General features: G+C 73.9%; 18 protein-coding genes. 6 read left to right on the plus strand and 12 right to left on the minus strand.

Annotated elements, in window-relative coordinates; translation table 11 throughout:
* Positions 1 to 58: 58 nt before the first annotated feature.
* From MNZ27_RS19680 to MNZ27_RS19695, 4 genes are all read right to left on the minus strand, one after another.
* Positions 59 to 1,213 carry an ABC transporter substrate-binding protein gene (locus MNZ27_RS19680; RefSeq protein WP_242395788.1) on the minus strand — a complete coding sequence of 385 codons (1,155 nt, stop codon included), beginning with the start codon at positions 1,211 to 1,213 and terminating at the stop codon, positions 59 to 61.
* 140 nt (positions 1,214 to 1,353) lie between these two features.
* Positions 1,354 to 1,725, minus strand: a complete 372-nt coding sequence (locus tag MNZ27_RS19685; RefSeq protein WP_242395789.1) for a response regulator — start codon at positions 1,723 to 1,725, stop codon at positions 1,354 to 1,356.
* 222 nt (positions 1,726 to 1,947) lie between these two features.
* On the minus strand, positions 1,948 to 3,867 hold the full coding sequence (locus tag MNZ27_RS19690; protein WP_242395790.1) for a J domain-containing protein: 1,920 nt from the start codon (positions 3,865 to 3,867) through the stop codon (positions 1,948 to 1,950).
* A gap of 13 nt (positions 3,868 to 3,880) precedes the next feature.
* The gene (locus tag MNZ27_RS19695) at positions 3,881 to 4,696 is read right to left on the minus strand and encodes a prolipoprotein diacylglyceryl transferase (protein ID WP_242395791.1); all 816 of its coding nucleotides are present in this window, start codon (positions 4,694 to 4,696) and stop codon (positions 3,881 to 3,883) included.
* Positions 4,697 to 4,815: 119 nt separating this feature from the next.
* Between MNZ27_RS19695 and MNZ27_RS19700 the strand changes: the two genes are divergently transcribed.
* From MNZ27_RS19700 to MNZ27_RS19710, 3 genes are all read left to right on the plus strand, one after another.
* The gene (locus tag MNZ27_RS19700) at positions 4,816 to 6,624 is read left to right on the plus strand and encodes a DUF294 nucleotidyltransferase-like domain-containing protein (protein ID WP_242395792.1); all 1,809 of its coding nucleotides are present in this window, start codon (positions 4,816 to 4,818) and stop codon (positions 6,622 to 6,624) included.
* Between the two features lie 26 nt (positions 6,625 to 6,650).
* A complete protein-coding gene (locus MNZ27_RS19705) occupies positions 6,651 to 7,253 on the plus strand; it encodes a 3'-5' exonuclease (RefSeq protein WP_242395793.1) in 603 nt (200 codons plus the stop codon).
* 509 nt (positions 7,254 to 7,762) lie between these two features.
* Complete coding sequence (locus MNZ27_RS19710) at positions 7,763 to 8,941, plus strand: HNH endonuclease (protein ID WP_242395794.1); 1,179 nt, start codon at positions 7,763 to 7,765, stop codon at positions 8,939 to 8,941.
* Between the two features lie 432 nt (positions 8,942 to 9,373).
* Here the strand turns inward: MNZ27_RS19710 and MNZ27_RS19715 are convergent, their stop codons facing one another.
* The 5 genes from MNZ27_RS19715 to MNZ27_RS19735 form a co-directional block, all read right to left on the minus strand.
* Positions 9,374 to 9,511: a hypothetical protein gene (locus tag MNZ27_RS19715; RefSeq protein ID WP_242395795.1), complete on the minus strand. Its 138-nt coding sequence runs from the start codon at positions 9,509 to 9,511 to the stop codon at positions 9,374 to 9,376.
* Between the two features lie 94 nt (positions 9,512 to 9,605).
* Positions 9,606 to 10,592: an aldo/keto reductase gene (locus tag MNZ27_RS19720; RefSeq protein WP_242395796.1), complete on the minus strand. Its 987-nt coding sequence runs from the start codon at positions 10,590 to 10,592 to the stop codon at positions 9,606 to 9,608.
* A gap of 111 nt (positions 10,593 to 10,703) precedes the next feature.
* Complete coding sequence (locus MNZ27_RS19725; protein ID WP_242395797.1) at positions 10,704 to 11,264, minus strand: DUF3501 family protein; 561 nt, start codon at positions 11,262 to 11,264, stop codon at positions 10,704 to 10,706.
* Positions 11,261 to 12,637 carry a heterodisulfide reductase-related iron-sulfur binding cluster gene (locus tag MNZ27_RS19730; protein WP_242395798.1) on the minus strand — a complete coding sequence of 459 codons (1,377 nt, stop codon included), beginning with the start codon at positions 12,635 to 12,637 and terminating at the stop codon, positions 11,261 to 11,263. Before MNZ27_RS19730 ends, MNZ27_RS19725 begins: the two co-directional genes overlap by 4 nt.
* 20 nt (positions 12,638 to 12,657) lie before the next feature.
* On the minus strand, positions 12,658 to 13,077 hold the full coding sequence (locus MNZ27_RS19735) for a rubrerythrin family protein (RefSeq protein ID WP_242395799.1): 420 nt from the start codon (positions 13,075 to 13,077) through the stop codon (positions 12,658 to 12,660).
* 325 nt (positions 13,078 to 13,402) lie between these two features.
* On the opposite strand from MNZ27_RS19735, the gene MNZ27_RS19740 reads away from it, so the two are divergent.
* Positions 13,403 to 13,696 carry a hypothetical protein gene (locus tag MNZ27_RS19740; RefSeq protein WP_242395800.1) on the plus strand — a complete coding sequence of 98 codons (294 nt, stop codon included), beginning with the start codon at positions 13,403 to 13,405 and terminating at the stop codon, positions 13,694 to 13,696.
* Between the two features lie 30 nt (positions 13,697 to 13,726).
* On the opposite strand, the gene MNZ27_RS19745 is transcribed toward MNZ27_RS19740, so the two are convergent.
* The 3 genes from MNZ27_RS19745 to MNZ27_RS19755 all read right to left on the minus strand — a co-directional run bounded on the left by MNZ27_RS19745 (position 13,727) and on the right by MNZ27_RS19755 (position 16,047).
* Complete coding sequence (locus MNZ27_RS19745) at positions 13,727 to 14,347, minus strand: diacylglycerol kinase (protein ID WP_242395801.1); 621 nt, start codon at positions 14,345 to 14,347, stop codon at positions 13,727 to 13,729.
* Between the two features lie 125 nt (positions 14,348 to 14,472).
* Entirely contained in the window at positions 14,473 to 15,456 is a 984-nt protein-coding gene (locus MNZ27_RS19750; protein WP_242395802.1) for a dihydroorotate dehydrogenase-like protein, read from the minus strand.
* Between the two features lie 126 nt (positions 15,457 to 15,582).
* A complete protein-coding gene (locus MNZ27_RS19755) occupies positions 15,583 to 16,047 on the minus strand; it encodes a universal stress protein (RefSeq protein ID WP_242395803.1) in 465 nt (154 codons plus the stop codon).
* 132 nt (positions 16,048 to 16,179) lie between these two features.
* On the opposite strand from MNZ27_RS19755, the gene rarD reads away from it, so the two are divergent.
* Both rarD and MNZ27_RS19765 read left to right on the plus strand, forming a co-directional pair.
* The gene (gene rarD / locus MNZ27_RS19760; RefSeq protein WP_242395804.1) at positions 16,180 to 17,136 is read left to right on the plus strand and encodes an EamA family transporter RarD; all 957 of its coding nucleotides are present in this window, start codon (positions 16,180 to 16,182) and stop codon (positions 17,134 to 17,136) included.
* 81 nt (positions 17,137 to 17,217) lie between these two features.
* A complete protein-coding gene (locus MNZ27_RS19765) occupies positions 17,218 to 18,297 on the plus strand; it encodes a 4Fe-4S binding protein (RefSeq protein ID WP_242395805.1) in 1,080 nt (359 codons plus the stop codon).
* Positions 18,298 to 18,528 lie beyond the last annotated feature (231 nt).

The following is an 18,528-nucleotide window of genomic DNA, read 5'->3' on the forward strand; positions in this document are numbered from 1 at the left end:
CGGGCGGGGCGAACGGCCCTCGCCCGCGGCGCCGGCCCGGCGCGGCCCTGGCGACGGGCTACGGCTCGACGGTCGTCACGTACTTCGGCGCGTTCTTCTCGACGCCGATGATCACGGCCGACTTCACCGGGTTGTGATCGGCGTCGAGCCGGATCGTGCCCGTGACGCCCTGGAACGAGGTGGTCTTCTCGATCGCGTCGCGGATCGCGGTGGGCGTGAGATCGGTGGCCCGGTTCATCGCGTCCACGGCGAGGCGCGCGGCGTCGTAGCCGAGCGCGGCGAAGGAGTCGGGCTTCTGGCCCTTGTACGTGGCCTCGTACTTCTTCACGAACTCCTGCACCACCGGCGACTGGTTCTCGACGGAGTAGTGGTTCGTGAAGTAGCCGCCGTCGAGGGCGCCCTGCGCGATCTCGTAGAGCGTCGCCGAGTCCCAGCCGTCGCCGCCGGCGAGCGGCACCTTCAGGCCGAGCTCGCGGGCCTGGCGGCCGATGAGCGCGACGTCGGTGTAGTAGCCGGGCACGTAGACGATCTCGGGGTTCGTCGCCTTCACGCGGGTGAGCTGCGCCTTGAAGTCCTGGTCCCCGGACTTGTAGCTCACGTCGGCCACGATCTCGCCGCCGAGCTCCTTGAACGTCTTGGCGAAGTAGTCGGCCAGCCCCTGCGAGTAGTCGTTGCCCACGTCGCGGACGATGGCGGCCTTCGTGACCTTCAGGTTCTGGCGCGCGAACTTCCCCATCACCGTCCCCTGGAACGGATCGATGAAGCAGACGCGGAACATGTAGGGCCGGGTCTTGTCACCGTCCTTCGTGACCTTCGGGCTGGTGGACGCCGGCGAGATGGCCGGGATCTTGTTCGCGTCGGCGATGGGCGCCACCGCGAGGGTGCGGCTCGACCCGAGCTCGCCGATGAGGACCGTCGCCTTCTTGTCCGTGATGAGGCGGGTGGCGGCGATGGCCGCCTCCTCCGGCTTGCCCTGCGTGTCGTAGATCTCGAGGACGATCTTGTGCCCCTTCACGCCGCCGGCGGCGTTGATCTCGTCGAGGGCGAGCTTCACGCCGTTGTTCGACCCCTGGCCGAACGTGGCGGTGTCGCCCGTGAGCGACGTCACGTGACCGATGACGATCGGCGCCGTCCCGACCTTGGCCTCGCCCTTCTTCTGACAACCTGCACCGACCGCGAGGGTCGCGATCGCCACCACTCCAAGCCACCGCATCGAGCTCCTCCTTGGGCCGCGTCACGCGTGCGCCGGCCGGCGCCGGGCGCGGCTGCGTGGTGAATAGGTACCACATGGGCGCTCCGGGCGGTCACCGGCCGCCGCCGTGACGCGCGGCGGCAGGGACGGCTCGGCCGCGCTCAGCGCTCCGCGGAGTGACGCTCGACGACCGCGAGCAGCTCGCCGAGGTGGAACGGCTTCGGCAGGTAGGCGTTTGCCTGGGGGATGGGCAGGGTGCCCGAGGGCGAGGCAGCGGTCATGAGCACGACGGGGAGATCGCGGAGGCCCGGGTCCTCCCGGAGCTCGCTGAGGAACTGGGCGCCGCTCATCACCGGCATCACGAGGTCGAGCACGATGAGGTTCGGCCGGTGCGGCCGGCGCAGCCACTGGAGCCCCTCGACGCCGTTCGAGACCGGCGTCACCACGTACCCCTCGGACTCGAGACACTCGGCGACGCTCTCGCGGATCCCGGCGTCGTCCTCGATGAGCAGGATGCTTCGGCTCGCGGTCACGAGACCCTCCGACCTCGACTTGTACCAAACGGCCCGGGGCCGGCGCGATCCCCCTCCGTGCCCGGCCGATCGACCGATCGGTCAATCGGCCCTCGGAAAGCGAACGAAGGCCCGCTCCCGCGTTCGCGGGCCGCGAGACCCGCCCCAGCCGGGGGGCGTCTCCGTGAAAACCGATATCGGCGCGTAAAGGGAGCTCCGGCCATGGGCCGGGACCCCGTCCGGTCAAGGGCGGAAGCGCCGCTCGATGCGCGCGCGGAGCAGCTCGAGCAAGCCGTCAGCGGTCGTCCCCGCGTCCGCGGCGACCCGCAGCTGGAGCCCGGCCCGCCCGGCGACGCGCGCGCCGTCGCCGAGGGGCCCGTCGTCCGCGACGACGGCGACGGCCTCGGGCGCGACGCCCACGTCGTACGGCGCCAGGTAGAGCTCGGAGAAGCGGCGCCGGAGCCTCCCCGCGGTGAGCGCCTCCGCCTCGGCGGGGAGCATCTGGAAGCCGAGCGCGGTGTCGCCGAGCGCGGCGGTGACCTCCGCGATCAGGCCGAGCCGGAGGGCGTGCGGCGCGAGGGCCTCGAGGCCGTCCACCTCGCCGTAGCGCCAGTAGCTCCGGAGGATCGCGCCGCAGGCGGCGCAGGCCAGGCCGTGGAGCGTGTCGAGGCCGCGGGTGCGGTGCAGGTGAAGCGCCGGCCCCGCGGCGCCGCACGCCTTGCAGGTCTCCTCGGGGCCGAGGGCCGCGAGCACGTCGCGGGCGATGGCGGCGACCGGCGTGGCGTCGAGCGCGATCCGGACGCCGGCGGCGAGCTCCGCCGAGGCGAGCTGGAGGCCGGCCTGCACCGCGTCGCCCTCCGCGCGGGCGCCGAGGGCGAGGTGGCGCGGGAGGCGGCCGAGGGCGCGCGGGAGGTCCGGCGCCGCGGGCCACGCCGCGCGGATCCGATCCCAGCGCGCCGCGAGCCCCTCCGCCGAGGCGAGCGCCTCCGGCGGTCGGCCTCCCGCGTCCTCGGCGAAGAAGGCGAGGCAGGTGAGCGCCACCTCCCAGGGCGCCGCGCGGGCGGCGTCCTCCAGCGTCCGAGCGAGGGCGCGGGCCTCGGCGGTCGCCCGCCGGCGCTCGAGGCGCGCCGCGCTCCGCCTCACCAGGTCGCTCTCCGCGAGCGGATCGAAGGCGCGCCGCGCCCCCGTCGGGCCCCGCTTCTCGATCTCACGCATCGCCGTCCTCCTCGCGCGCGCGAGCGCGCGGGCCGCCGCCGCGACCCGGTCCAGCCGCGCGAGCGCGTCGGCGCGCGCCGCGGCGGCCTCCTCCTCGACCCCGGCGCGCGTCTCGGCGACGAGAACGCCGCCCTCGGCGGCGCGCCGCTCCGCCTCGGCGCGGAGCCGGTGCGTGTCGCTCCGGACGAGCCGGTCGCGCTCTCGTCCGAGCGACGCGGCGATCCGCGCGAGCGTCGCGATCCGGCGCTCGAGGTGGGCCAACCGCTCCTCGTCGGTGAGCTCGCCCGGCGGCTCGCCCGCGCCGACCCGCTCGGCCATGACCTCCAGCGCGGTCCGGTCGCCCTTCGCGTACGCCGCGTTCACCCGCGCCATCAGCTCCGAGAGCCGCGCCGCCTCCGCGGGGTCGCGCGCGAGGTCCGGGTGGAGCACCCGGGCGAGGCGGCGATAGAGCCGCTTCAGGACCCGCTCCTCCGCCTCGATCTCCGGGGGCGGCTCCGCGCCGCGATCGTCCTCGCCCCCGGCGGGGGCGGACGCCACCTCCGGCTCGCCGTCGTCCTCCCGGGTGGCCTCCCGGGCGGCGCCTGACGCGGACGGGCGCGAGCGCCCGCGCGCGCGGCGGCCGGCCGGCTCGCGCGCGGGCGGCGGCGGGCTGCCTGCCGCGAGGGCGTCGGCCAGCGCGAGGAGCCCCTCCTCGAGCCGCCGGAGCTTCCCTACCACGCGCTCGGCGGCGGCCAGCCCGGCGAACGAAGCGCCGACGGCGTGCTCCCATGCGTGCGAGAAGGCAGCCAGGGCGGCGGAGAGCGCCTCGAGCTCGCCGTCGAGCGCCGTCACCTCCGCCAGGACCGCGCGGAGCCGCGCCTCGGCCTCGGCGACCGGGCGGGCAGCCTCGCGCCCTTCCGCGGGGACCAGGGCGATGGAGCGGGCGAGCGCGCGGTCGTCCGGGGGCATCCCCGGGGTTCTATCACCCGCCGACGCTCGCCGTGGAGCGGCGGACGGGCGGCGCGGCGGCCGGCCGGCGTGCCACCAGCCCGCGGACCCCGTTCGCGACCAGGAGGACGCAGAACCACTGGGCGAAGGTGAGCCCCCACTGCCGCCCGTCGGCGTAGGGCACGTCGCCGGGGCGCGCGCGGAGGAAGTCGAGGAAGAACCGGGTCACGCCGTAGAGCAGGGCGAGCAGCGAGAGGAGGCGCCCGCGAAGCAGGCCGCGGCGATGCAGGATCCAGAGGAGCGCCCCCATCGCGAACAGCGCGATCGCCTCGTACAGCCCGAGGTCGTGGCGCGGGCCGCCGCCGTCGTTCCAGTTCACCGCGAGGAAGAAGTCGGAGTGGATGCCCGGGTGATCGTGGACGGTGAAGCAGCCCACCCGCGCGATGCCCCAGCCCGGCGCGACGCCGAGGGCGAACGCGTCGGCGTAGTCGGCGAACCGGATCTTCCTGCGCCTGAAGAAGACCGCCGCCGCGAGGATGCCGCCGAGGAGCCCGCCCATCGACGAGAGCCCCTCCCAGAACTTCAGGACGCGGATCGGGTCCTGCAGCTCCTCCTGATGGTAGAAGAGCAGGTGGACGAGGTGTCCGAACAGGACGCCGCTCAGGACGCCCGCCACCGAGAAGTCGAGGATGACCTGCGGGTCCTTGCCGAGCTCCCGCGCGCCCTTCGCGGCGAGCTGGACGGCCACCAGGATCCCGATGGCCGAGAGGATCCCGAAGGACTGGATGGTGAAGTACGGGCCGAGGCTGAAGCTCGGCAGCTCGAACCAGGGGATCACCGCGAGGGGCATCGGCGGGTGTTTATCGCCGGTGTCCCCCGGCGTCCACGGGAATCCCCGGCGGGAACGGCCCCGGAGCCCGCGGTCGCCGGGCGGTCGGCGGCGCCGGCCCCTCTGCTATCCTCTCCCACATGGCCGCCCTCGACCCGGTCGCGTTCCTGCGCTCGATCTCGCCGTTCGACGCGCTCCCGCCGGCCGCCTTCGACGAGGCCGCCCGGGCCCTCGAGATCACCTTCTTCGCGTCGGGGACGCGGCTCCTCACCCGCGGCGGCACGCCCTCCGAGCACCTGTACGTGATCCGCAAGGGCGCGGTCCGGATCGAGCGCGACGGCCAGACGCTCCAGGTGCTCGAGGAGGGCGAGATGTTCGGCTTCACCTCGCTCATCTCGGGCAAGGCGACCCTCGACGTCACCGTCGAGGAGGACCTCCTGGCGTACCGGCTGCCCAAGGCGCGGTTCCAGGCCCTCCTCGCGCACGCGCCGTTCGCGGGGCACTTCGCCTCCGGGCTCGCCGAGCGGCTCCGGAACAGCCTCGAGCGCTCGCCGGTCGCGAGCTTCCAGCCGGACCTCGGGGTGCCGGTCGCGTCCCTGCTCCGCGGGCCGGCGGTGCGGATCGGCGAGGGCGCGACGGTCGGCGAGGCGGCGCGGCTCATGTGCGAGCGGGCGGTCGGCTCGGTGATCGTGGACTCCGCGCCCCCGGGGATCGTGACCGACCGCGACCTCCGCCAGCGCGTCCTCGCCGCCGGGCGCGGCCCGGAGACCCGCGTCGCCGAGATCCGCACCGCGCCGCTCCGGACGGTGCCCGCCGACACGCCGGTCTACGAGGCGTGGCGGATCCTCCTCGACGCGGGGATGCACCACCTGCCGGTCGTGCGCGGCGAGGAGATCGTCGGCGTGCTCTCGGCGACCGACCTCCTGAAGTGCACCGCCGCCGGCCCGGTCGCGGTGATGAAGCGCGTCGAGCGGCTCCAGGGGCGCGACGCGCTCCCGGGGTACGGGGCGAAGGTGACCGAGATGGCCTCGGCGCTCTTCGCCGGCGGGCTCGAGCCGATCGTGATCGGCGGGTTCGTGGCGCGCCTCAACGACACGCTCGTCGGCCGGATCCTCAGGTGGGCCGAGGCGGACCTCGGGCCGCCCCCGACGCCGTACGCGTGGATGGTGTTCGGGTCGGAGGGGCGCATGGAGCAGACCCTCCTCACCGATCAGGACAACGCGCTCGTCTGGGGCGACGACACGCCGGCGGCGCGGGCCTACTTCGGCGCGCTGGCGGAGCGGGCGAACGCCGACCTCCAGGCCGCCGGCTTCCCGCGCTGCCCCGGCGGCTACATGGCCGTGAACTGGAAGGCGCCGCTGGCCGAGTGGGAGGACCGGTTCCGCGGCTGGCTCGACTCCCCGACGCCGCAGGCGCTCCTCGAGGCGTCGATCCTGTTCGACTTCCGCGCGGCGCACGGCGCCCTCGACCTCGCGCCGCTCGACAAGGTCGTGCAGCGCGCCCGCGGCGCCCGGACCTTCCTCGCCGCGATGGCGAAGAGCGCCCTCACCTTCCAGCCGCCCGGCGGGCTCATGCTCCGGCTCCGCGGGGACTCGAGCCGCTTCGACCTGAAGCTCAAGGGGATCAGCCCCATCGTCTTCCTCGCGCGCGTGTACGGCCTCGAGTCCGGCGCCCGCTCGTCCAACACCCTCGAGCGGCTCGCCGCCGCGCTCCGCGCCGGCCTCATCGCGAAGGACTCGTGCGAGACGCTCTCGGAGGCCTACCGGTTCCTGCTCCGCCTCCGCCTCCGCGAGCAGCTCCGCATGATCTCCGAGGGCCGGCCGCCCACGAACGTGGTGTCGCTCTCGGACTTCTCGTCGAGCGAGCGGAGCCGGCTGCGCGACACGTTCCGCGCCATCGAGATCTGGCAGGACCGCGCGTCGTACCACTACCGGACGGATCTGTTCTGACGGCCGCCGCCGTGATGGGAACGACCATGCTCTGGCCCTCGCCGCCCTGGGATCGGGTCGTGTACTGGGCGCTCGACCTCGAGACCGGCGGCCTCGACCCGCGCACCGACGCGATCCTGTCGGCCGGCATGGTCCCGATCCGGGCCGGCGCGGTCCGCCTCGGCGAGGCGTTCTCGACGCTGGTCCGGCCGGAGCGGGCCGACCGGGTCGATCCCGGCTCGGTGCGCGCGCACCAGCTCGTCCCCGACGACGTCCGCGGGGCGCCCGGGCTCGACGAGGTGCTCGCCCGCGTGGACGAGCGGCTCCGGGAGGGCGCGCTGCTCGTGCACCAGGCCGCGCTCGACGTCGCCTTCCTGAAGCGCGCGTACCGGCGCGCCGGGCGCCGCTGGCCGAGCCCGCCCGTCGTGGACACGGTGGCGCTGCTCCTCGCCGCGGCGAAGCGGGCCCGCCTCATCGACCCGGGCGCGCCCGACCAGGAGCCGGAGCTGAACCTGCTCGCGGCGCGGCGGCGGCTGGGGCTGCCCGACTACGGCCAGCACGACGCGCTCACCGACGCGATCGCCACCGCCGAGCTGTTCCTCGTGCTGCGTCGCCGGCTCGCCGCGCGGACCCTCCGCGACCTGAGGTGACGGCGACCGGCGACCGGGCCCGGGCGATGGCTTCGGATGCATCACGTTCGCGCGGAGAGCAGGGCCGTCGAACAGGGACCTTGCAGGCGAACGGCCCTGGATGACGGCCGGACTGGGCTCAAGAAGATGGAAGGGCCGGGACGCCACACTGCGTGGGACTCGTCTGCGCAAGATCGGCCCCGAAGAAGCCCGCGTTTCACCTGCGGGCGAGGCAGCCCTCTTCGGACATCGCACGGTCCCTTCATTCACCGACAGTATCAACCCCGGCGCTGGCGGGCTCCTCCTTTCGCGGGAACCCACGTTTCACCAATCGGCGATTGACGCGTTTCCGGTGGGTGACGCTTCGCGAGCCCAGGTCGTCCGAATAGGCCTCTCTCGCAGCGTCGCGGGGGCGCCGTGCGCAGCGAGTCCGTGCGGAGCCGAGGCGCGAGGGACCGTTCCCGTTCTCGCGTCCAGGCGCGAATGCGTGCGCCTGGGGAGGTCGTGAAATCCCGTGAGACCATTGGTTCATGCACGCACGCGATCTCTCCGCCCGCCTCTCCGAGCTCCTCCGCCGCGAGCACGACTGCATGGCCGACTTCCTGGTCGCCCTCGCCGAATTCGATCGCCGCCGCCTCTGGGTCGAGCTCGGCTACTCGAGCCTGTTCTGGTTCCTCCATCGCGAGCTCGGGCTCTCGAAGGGGGCCGCGTTCTACCGGAAGACCGCCGCCGAGCTGGTGCAGCGGTTCCCCGAGGTGATCGAGCCGTTGCGCGACGGGAGGCTTTGCATCTCGAGCATCGCGGAGCTCGCGAAGGTGATCTCGCCCGAGAACCGGGCGGAGGTGCTGCCGCGGTTCTTCCACCGCTCGAAGCACGAGGCGGCGGAGGTTGCGGCCGAGATCAAGCCGGTCGAGAAACCGCCGCGCCGCGAGATCGTGACGGCGGTGCGCGGCCCGGTCACGGAGGAGGCCGTTCCGCGTCTCGAGGTCGCGGCGGCGGCGAGCCCGGGCGCGGCGCTCCCGGTCGCGGCCCCGAACGGTGTCACGGCGGCACCGTTCGAGCTGCTCGAAGCGAGAGGTTCGCCGGAAAACCTTGTCGATGCCAACTCTCCGCGCGCTGCGGCGCACGCCCCATCTTCCCGCGAGCCCCGTGGCGAATCGGTCGAGCCGCTCAGCGCCGAGCTCCGGCGGCTTCACTTCAACGTCTCCCGCCGCTTCCTCGCGAAGCTCGACGCCGCCCGGGATGCGCTCTCCCATTCGCATTTCGGCGCCACCACGGAGGAGATCCTCGAGGTCGGCCTCGACCTCGTCCTCGCCCGAAGCGCAAAGCGGAAGGGGCTCGTGCAGAAGCCGCTCGCGAAGCGCCGCCCCTCGAAGCCGGAGCACCTCTCCGCCGAGGTGAAGCGCCAGGTCTGGCTCCGCGATGGCGGCCGCTGCCAGTACCCCCTCGACTCCGGCGGCATCTGCGGCTCGACTTACCAGCTCGAGTTCGAACACCGCGAGGCCGAGGCCCTGGGCGGCCCGCCCACGGTCGAGAACATCTACCTCCTCTGTTTCTTTCACAACCAGCTCGCCGCTCGGAAGGTCTTCGGGGACGCCTTGATGGACCGATTCAGGCGACGGTCGAACGGTGAGCTCTTCGACTCCGCACCTGTCGCACGAACGGATACGGCGCCGCGGTGGGCAGCGAAGAAGAAGCGCTCGGGGTGAGCGCATGGCGGCCGGTCCGGCTCTCGGGCGACGGTGATGATGGCCGACGTGCGGCCACCGTACCTGCTCCAGCTCTCCTGCCGCCCCGCATCGGTGGGCGGTCGAGAGCCGTGGCGAGCGCCTCATAGCGCCTCTCGGTTGGGTCGAGCCCGTCGCGAGGCACACGATGCCGTCGCCGAGCCGGGGCACACGACGACGGAGCAGCGCAGGCGATTCGAAGTTCCGTTCGCCTGAGCGTAGGCGCGCGCAGCGCGCCGAAGTGCCTGAGCCAGCCCCACGCTTGCCGTGCAGGCGCGCTCGTACCCCGCGGCCCCTCTCAGCACGCAACGCCTCGCAGAGCGGCGGCGGTGCCGGGACGAATGCTCAGGCCGATGGCCCCCCGCGGGGACGCCGTGCTCGGCTACCCCGCGTCGGGCTACCGCCGGTCCGGGGCTACCGCCCGAGGAGCCCCGCGAGCAGCACCGCGAGGACGATCGCCGCGGTCGTCCACGCGCGCCAGGGCACGAGCACCGGATCGGAGCGGGTCAGGGCGATCGCATGGGCGTGGGGGATCCTCGGAGCGCGGTGCATCGTCGCCAACCTCCCGGGCGGCGGCTCGCCGCCCTCCCGGGTGAGCTAAGGGCCGGCCTGCCCCTTCGCAATCCCCCTCGTCGAGGGACACTGGTCATGCCGAGGGCGGCGCCATGAACTCCGGGCCGACCGGATCGGTCACGTTGGCCTGGACGATCCGATCGATCCGCACCTTCGCGGTGTCGTCGAGGCGCCAGCCGAAGACGCGCGGCAGCGGATCGAGCTGACCGGCGCGTCGCGCGCCCCACAGCGCGATCGAGATGCCCGGTTGGTCGAGGATCCAGCGGACCGCGAGCTCGAGCACGGTGCGCCCGAACCGCTCGCGTGCGAAGGCGTCCAGGTCCGCGACCGCGCCGAGGTACTGGTCGAACCGCGGCGGGTGGAACTTGGGATCGTCCTTGCGGAGATCGTCCCCGTCGAAGGTGGTGCCGGCCGCCATGCGGCCCGAGAGGAGCCCGCGGCAGAGCGCGCCGTAGGCGAGGGTCGCGATGCCGTGCTCCCGGCAGAACGGCAGGACGTCGGCGTCGATGGCGCGCTCGAACAGGTTGTACGGCGGCTGGTCGGCCGCGAGCGGCGCCGCGGCGCGGAACCGCTCGAGCTGCGCGACGGAGAGGTTGGACGCGCCGATGGCGCGGATCTTCCCGGCGCGACGGAGCCCGTCGAGCGCCCCCGCGGTCTCCTCGAGCGGCACCGCCGGATCCGGCCAGTGGAGCTGGTACAGGTCGATGACGTCCACCTGGAGGCGCCGCAGCGAGTCCTCCACCTCGCGGGCGATCCGCGCCGGGGAGGCGTCGCGCCGGACGCCGCCCTTCGTCCAGTCGAGCCCGCACTTGGTCGCGACGAGCACGCGATCGCGCCGCCCGGACGAGGCGAGCGCGCGCCCGACGAGCTCCTCCGCGCGCCCGAACCCGTAGACCGGCGCGGTGTCGATCAGGTTCACGCCGGCGTCGAGGGCGGCGTGGATCGTGCGGATCGACTCCGTCTCGTCGGTGCCGCCCCACATCCAGCCCCCGATCGCCCAGGTGCCCAGGCCGACGCGGGACGCGGGGAACGGCAGGCCGGGGATCGCGACGTACTCCATGAGACGCCTCCGTGGCAGACCGCTCGCGCACCGGAGCTTGTCGCCCGGGCGGTGCTCGAGGGTCGGAGAGATGGGGACACGGCCGGGCGGCCGGCCGCGGGGACGACGCCGTCAAGCGTCCGAGCGGAGGTCCTGCTCCAGCGCCTCGCGCTGCTCGCGGTCGAGCGCCGTCCGGGCCTCGAGCCCGGGCAGGTCCGAGCCGACCGCGACGGGCACCGTGCCCCGGACGTCGAACTCGAGGTACTGCACGGACGAGAGCCGATCGGCGCCGACCTGGCGCGCGTCGTAGCGAGCCCGCACCCGCTCGCCGCCCGGCAGCTCGAGGTAGACGTGCGCCGGCAGGTCGAGCCAGGCGCGGAGCTTCCGGTCCCGCTCCTCCGGGTCCGTGATCTCGATGAGGAGCGACACGCCGAGCTCGCCCTTCCCGCCCAGCAGCTCGTTGTAGGTCTCGAGCTCGTGGCGGATGTCCTCGTCTCGCGTCAGGCGCTCGGCCCGGATCATCTCCTGGATCTGGTAGCGGATCGTCGCGGTGTTCTCGAAGAGGAACGTGAGGACGCCGCCCACGTGCACCCGCCGCCGCCGCTTCGCCTCGAGGATCGCGGCGCGGAGCTCCGGACGCGACGCCTCGTACGCCGCGAGGTCGAGCAGCTCCTCGCGCTTGACCGGCCTCATCGCTCGCCGTCCTTTCCGGCGGCCGCGCCCGGCGCCGCCTCGAACCCCTCGCCGCGGTACGCCCGGGCGAGGAGCGTCACGGGGTGGAGCGGCCGCCTCCCGGCGTGCTGCTGGAACTGGAGCGCCGCGAGCGGGCAGTCGGTCACCCAGACCTGCGCGTCGGCGGCCTTCATCCCGTCGAACGCCTTCGCGCCGATCCGTCGCGACGGCTCGAACCCCTCCACCGTCAGCGCGTAGGTGCCGTCGTGGCCGCAGCACTCCATCACGGTCGCGCCGACGGTCACGCCCGGGATCTTCCGGGCGAGATCGCGCCCCTTGAAGCCGATCCCCTGGGCGCGGAGGTGGCACGGCGCGTGGTAGGCGATCTTGCCGCCCGGCGGGGCCGATCTGAAGTCGGTCTGGAACCGCGGCTCGTTCCGGATCGACCAGAGGAACTCCGAGACGTCCATCACGGCCGCGGCGAGCTGCTCCGCCCGGGCCCGATCCGCGCCCTCGAGCAGGTGCGGCCACTCGCGGCGCATCATCATCGAGCAGGTCGGGTTCACCACCAGCACCTTGGCGCCGCGCTCCACGAACGGGAGGAGCAGGTCGAGATCGGTCCGCGCCCAGGCGCGGAGGGAGGCGAGGTCCCCCACCTCCCACGCCGGCATGCCGCAGCAGGCGAGCCCCTTCACCACCCGCACGTCCACGCCGTTCTTTTGGAGCACGAACAGCGCGTCCCGCCCGAGCTCCGGCTCGTTGTGCTGCACGAAGCAGGTCTGGAAGAGCACCGCCTCGCCGCCCGGCTCGGGCCGCACGTAGCCGTGCTCCTCCGCCCAGGCGTCGAACGGCTGCGCCGCGAAGGGCGGCAGGAGCTTGTCGCGGTGGATCCCGACCGTCTTCTCCATCAGGACCCGGAGCGGCCGGCTCCGCGTGGACGCGTTCGCGAGCCCCAGCGACAGCCGCGCGAGCTTGCCGGCGCGGTCGGGATCGTTCAGCACCCGCTGGCGCAGGCTCCTCCGCTTCCCCCGCTGCCGGACGCCGCGGTAGCGGTGGACCAGCTTGGGGAAGTCGAGCTGGAACGCGTGGCCGTCGCGCGGCGTGTACGGGCACTGCACCTCGCACAGCTTGCACTGGAAGCAGCCGTCGAAGACGCCCTCCACCTCGGCCGGCCCGAGCTTCAGCACGTCGCCGTCGTACTTCTCGTCGAGGAGGCGGAACAGCCCCGGGAACACGTCGCAGTACTTGAAGCACAGCCGGCAGCCGTTGCAGATCTCGAACACCCGCCGGACCTCGCCGTCGAGCGCGGCGGGGTCCCAGTAGCGGGCGTCCGAGGGGTCGTAGGAGAGGCCGGGCGTGGGCTGGTACGAGATGCGCTTCTCCGGGGTGTTCATGCCTGAAGCCTCTCCCACCTCTATTCGATCGACTTGAGCATCTGGCCGAAGCGGCCGGCGTGCGACTTCTCGGCCTTCGCGAGGGTCTCGAACCAGTCCGCGATCTCGGCGAAGCCCTCGGCGCGGGCGGTCTTCGCCATCCCCGGGTACATGTCGGTGTACTCGTGGGTCTCACCGGCGATGGCGGCCTTCAGGTTCAGCGTGCTGTCGCCGATGGGGAGCCCGGTGGCGGGGTCGCCTACCGCCTTGAGGAAGTCGAGGTGGCCGTGCGCATGGCCGGTCTCGCCCTCGGCGGTGTCCCGGAAGTTCGACGCGACCTGGGGGTAGCCCTCCACGTCCGCGATCTTCGCGAAGTACAGGTACCGCCGGTTCGCCTGCGACTCTCCGGCGAAGGCGTCCTTGAGGTTCTGCTCGGTCTTGCTTCCCTTCAGCTGAGCCATCGTTCCGTCCTCCATGGGTCCGTCTTGGGGTCCGTCTGCTGGTTGAAGCCGCGCCGCGCGAGCCGCTCCCCGTGGAGTCGGCCTTTCATCCCGCCCGCCTCGCCCCCTCGCGGCGGGCCGATCGCGCAGCCCAGCATTCCTAGCGGTGGCTCGCCTCTTTGCACGCCCCTCCTGGGGAGGTGCGCCTCGACGGGCGACGGCATGCACGCACGGTGCGAGAGCCGGCCGGTGTGCGCAAGATCGAGGCGGGGCGGACGGACCCTTCGGGATCCGCCGCGGCGGCTTCGCGGGGCACCCTCGGGACCGCGACGGGACGGAGGCCGGCATGGATCCGATGGAGCGGCAGCGGCAGCGCGAGCTCGCGATCCGGCGGGAGCAGGAGCTGAAGGACCTCGAGACCGAGAACGACCACCGCGAGCGGCCGCTCGAGGGGCTCTCCTCGGCGCCGACGAGCTGGACCCAGGATCAGGACGACGCCGCCGCCGCGATCGTGCACGCTCAGGACGAGGCCGCGTCGGAGGAGCGCTCGCGCGAGCAGGTCCCCCCCGCGCCGCCCGAGCGGACGCTGCCGGAGCGCGGGGACGACGAGGAGCAGGGCCTCCCGGGCGCTCGATCCTGACCCCCGCGTCGCCGGAGGCCCGGAGGCCTGTCACCGCCGCCGGGCCGCGTCGCAGGCCACGAGGAGCAGGAGCGCGGCCGCGACGACTCCGGCGGGCGCCGTCGCGGCGCGGGCGACGGGCACGAGGCAGGCGACGCCGCCGAGGGCGAAGAGCACGTCCGCGCCGCGCCCGCGCGAGCCAGGGGACGGGAGCACCCCCGCGGCGGCGGCCGTTCCGAGGGCGGCGGCGGCGGGCACGGCGAGCTCGCGGGCGTGGGCCCGGAGGACGGGGAGGACCGGCAGCGCGATCGCGAGCAGGACCACCGCCGCCCCCGCGGAGAGGGTGAGGACCGCGGCCGCGGCGCAGTCCTTCGCGATCCGCGCCCGCTCGTCGAGCCCGGGCGCGGCGAGGTCCACCACCGCCTCGAGGGCCGAGTTCGCCGCCTCCGCGGCGAGCACCGCGGCGGCGCAGAGGAGGAGGAGCGCGCGCTCCACCGGCGCGAGCGGCGCGACCGCCGCGAAGGAGGCCACCAGGATGGCCCCCGCGAGCTGGATCCGGAGGTTCCGCTCCCGCAGGGCGCCCTCGACGAGCCCCGTCCAGGCCCAGCGGAAGCTCCGGACGACGCCGTGGGCGCCCTTGAGCGGGGGGGTCGAGGGGGGGACGGAAGGCATGCGGTGAGCGACGGACCTCGAACCGTACGCCATCCGGGCCGCCCCTGCACGCTCCTTCCGGACCGCGGCCGCGGGCACGGGGTGACGGCCCCGGGCACGAGGTCGCGCGCCACCCTCGTCCGTCATCAAATGTTCTGCGACAGGATGAGGTGCACGTACTGGGCGCGCTCGAACGCGCCCGGATCCTGGATCTCCCGTTGCGAGAGCGTCCCCCGGATCGCGTCGAGGCTCGTGCCCCGTCGGTCGAGCCAGTCCTCGACCTCGGCGAGGATCTTCCCGAGCTGCGGGATGCCGTTCTTCACGAGGGTCGAGGCGACCTGCACGACCTGCGCTCCGGCGAGGATCTGCTTCAGCACCGCGGCGGCGTCGTAGACGCCGGTGGACGCGGCGAGGTGCGCGCGGATCCGGCCGTGCAGGAGCCCGATCCAGCGGAGCGAGACCAGCATCTCCGCGGGCGCGGACAGCGTCATGGAGGGGACCGCCGTCAGCCGCTCGAGCGAGATGTCCGGCTGGAGGAACCGGTTGAAGAGCACGAGCGCGTTCGCCCCGGCGGCGTCGACCCGCGCCGCGAAGTGCGCCAGGGCGGTGAAGTAGGGCGAGAGCTTCACCGCGACCGGCACGCGCACGGCGTCCCGGATCGACTCGACGATCTCGAGGTCGCGCCGCTCGACCTCGGCGCTCGAGATCTGCGGATCGGCCTGCACGGAGTAGAGGTTCACCTCGAGAGCGTCGGCGCCGGCCTGCTCGATCTCGCGCGCGTACTCGGTCCAGCTCCCCGGCGTGCAGCAGTTCAGGCTGGCGATGACCGGGATGTCCAGCGCGCGCTTGGCCCGCTCGACCAGGGAGAGGTACTCGTGCGGCCCGACCCGCTGCGGCGGGAAGTACGTGCGGGCCTCGGGGTTGGACTCGGCCCCGCGGGCCAGCTCCTCCTCGAGGGCCGACGACGCGGCCTCGATCTGCTCCTCGAACAGGGAGCGGAGCACCACGGCGCCCGCGCCGTGTCCCTCCGCCGCCTCGAGGTTGTCCAGCCGGTTCGAGAACGCTGAGCTCGCGACGACGAGCGGGCTCGGGAGGAGGAGCCCCATGTACTCGGTGACGAGCTCGGCCATCTGGCGATCCCCCTCGCGCCCCCAGCTCGGCGGGCCGGACGCGTGAATAGCGCCCGTCCCACGGCCGCGCCAGCAAAGCGCCGCGGGCCGGCGGGCCGGCGCGCACGGCGCGAGCGGGGGTCGCCGTCACGGTCGGGCGCGGCCCAGCGGGTGCACCGTCAGTACCGGGCAGCCCGCGCGCCGCACCACCCGCTCGGCGATGGAGCCCATCAGCGCGTGCTCGATGCCGGTCCGGCCGTGGGTCCCGAGCACGAGCAGATCGACGCCCTGCTCCTTCGCGAACGCGACGACCTCCGCGGCGGGCTCGCCGATCGCCTTCGCGGTCTCGACGGCGACGGCCCCGAGCTTCTCGGCGTCGGCGCGCCAGAGCTGGAGGTGCCGCTCCGCCTGATCCGCCAGCTCCTGCATCATCTTCGGGCTCGCGACGATCGAGCCGTCCGGGAAGGTGTAGCCGGGGATCGGGTAGGCGTGGAGCAGGATCAGCCGGGCCCCGAACCGGCGCGCCAGGTCGGCCGCGACCTCCAGGGCGGCCCGCGAGGCGTCGGAGAAGTCGATGGGGCAGCAGATCTTCTTCCAGTCCGCGTTCGGCATCGTCCCGGCCCTCCGCCGGAGCACGCGCTCCGGCCCGAGGTGGATCCTAACGCGACGCGCGGCGCCGGGGCGTGGAGCGGGGTGGTCCCTTCGGTGGCGGCGGGCGAGGGGCCCGGTTAGGATTCGCCGCCCGTGCAACCTCGCTCCAAGGGTTTCCTGTACGCCTTCGCCGCATACCTCGCGTGGGGCTTCCTGCCGCTCTACTTCAAGGCGCTCCGGGGGATCCCGGCGCCGGAGGTGCTCGCCCACCGCGTCGTGTGGTCCGTCGTGCTCCTCGCCGCCGTGGTCGTCGCGGCGCGGAGGGGGGCCGCGCTCCGGGAGGCGCTCGCCCGCGGTCCGCGCGGCGTGCTCGCGACGACGTCGGCCCTCATCGCCGGGAACTGGCTCCTCTACATCTGGGCGATCCAGTCCGGGCGCGTGGTGGAGGCGAGCCTCGGGTACTTCGTGAACCCGCTCGTGAACGTGCTGCTCGGGGTCGTGTTCCTCGGCGAGCCGCTCTCCGTCCGGCAGCGCGGCGCCCTCGCGCTCGCCGGCGCCGGCGTCCTCGCCCTCGTCGTGCGGCTCGGCACGTTCCCGTGGGTCGCGCTCCTGCTCGCCCTGACGTTCGGGCTCTACGGCCTCCTCCGCAAGCGCGCCGCCGTGGACCCGCTCGCCGGCCTGCTCGTCGAGACCACGTTCCTCGTTCCGCTCGCCCTCGCGCTGCTCCTCGCCCGGGCCGCGAGCGGCGCGGGCGCCTTCGGCCACGGCCTCGCGCCCTCGATCCTCCTCGCGCTCGCCGGCCCCATCACCGCGATCCCGCTGGTGTGGTTCGCGGTGGGCGTGCAGCGGCTCCGGCTCTCGACCATGGGGCTCATCCAGTACGTCGCCCCGACCTGCCAGTTCCTGCTCGGCGTCGTGCTCTACCGCGAGCCCTTCACCCGCGCCCACGCGCTCGCCTTCGGGCTCATCTGGTCGTCGCTCGTCGTCTACTCCTGGGACCTGGTCGTGACGGCGCGGCGCCTCGAGGTCGCGCGCGCCGCCGCCGCGTCCACCGAGCCGCCGCCCGAGCCATCCCCCGAGCCGTCGGCGCAGGTGTCGCCGCAGGGCTGATCGGATGCCCGCCCGATTGTGGCGGACCACCCCCTCGCGCTAACGTTCGCGGCGAGGGGAGAGACACGCCGGAGCGTATAGATGTCCTCACCCCTCGATCGCAGGCCCGGACCGTCCCCGCACCCTCCGCCGTCACCGGACGTCGCGCCTCGGCGCGAGGCGCGCTGGGTCAATCCGCACGGCGCGCTCCCCCGGGTCCGGTGGGCGGTGCAGCTCGCGTACCTCGCGTTCCTCCTCCTCGTCGCCTGGCAGTTCGTCCGGTTCCACGCCGCGGTCCTCGGCGACGCGCCGGTCACCGTGGCGCGCCCGCCCGCGGTGGAGGCGTTCCTCCCCATCGCGGCCCTGGTCGCCGCGAAGCGCTTCTTCCTGACCGGCTACTGGGACGCGGTCCACCCCGCCGGGCTCACGATCTTCCTCGCCGCGCTCGCGACCGCGTTCGTCGCGCGGAAGGCGTTCTGCTCCTGGATCTGCCCGGTGGGCACGATCTCGCGCGCGCTCGAGTGGGTCGGGCGCAGGACGATCTGGCGCCGGCGCTGGCCCGCGGTGCCGCGCTGGCTCGACCTGCCCCTCGCCGGCGTCAAGTACCTCCTCCTCGGGTTCTTCCTCTGGACGGTGGTCGTCGCGATGCCGCTCGAGGCGATCGACGGGTTCCTCCGGGCGCCGTTCAACCTCGCCGCCGACGCGAAGATGCTCGCCTTCTTCGCGCACCCCTCGGCGGCGGTGGTCGCGGTCCTCGGCGGCCTCGTGGCGATCTCGCTCGTCGTGAAGCACGCCTGGTGCCGGTACCTCTGCCCCTACGGCGCGCTCCTCGGCCTCGCCAGCCTGCTCTCGCCCGTCTCGGTCCGCCGCGACCCCGACGCGTGCAACGACTGCCGCGCCTGCACGCGCGCGTGTCCGAGCGAGATCCCCGTGCACGCGCGGCTCCGCGTCCTCTCCACCGAGTGCACCGGGTGCATGTCGTGCGTCGCCGCGTGCACCGCCCGGGACTGCCTCGGCGTCACGCGGAGGGGGACGCGCGCCTGGACTCCATGGGTGGTCCCCGCGGCCGCGCTCGGCGTGATGCTCGGCTTCTGGGCCATCGCGCGCGCGACCGGGTTCTGGGAGGCCGCCATCCCGGCGGAGGCGTACCGCTTCGCGTACCGGCTCCTCGGGATCGGCTAGACGAGGGCTCGCGATTCGCGAACACCTTCGGTGTCGCGCGTCGCGTAGCCCCGGGATCGGCGAGTCCGCGATCCGTCAGCGGCTCCGCGCGGCGTGGGCGCCGGGTATCCGCCCGGCCGACCGCACGTAGCGGTCCGGCGGACCGGCGTGGGAGGCTTCGGCGAGTGCGAGTGGGATCAGGCTGCCGCGGCGCGCCGCGCAGCGGCCCAGTTGGGCGGGAGCAGCTCGCCG

Source organism: Anaeromyxobacter oryzisoli, assembly GCF_022690765.1.
Classification (GTDB): domain Bacteria; phylum Myxococcota; class Myxococcia; order Myxococcales; family Anaeromyxobacteraceae; genus Anaeromyxobacter; species Anaeromyxobacter oryzisoli.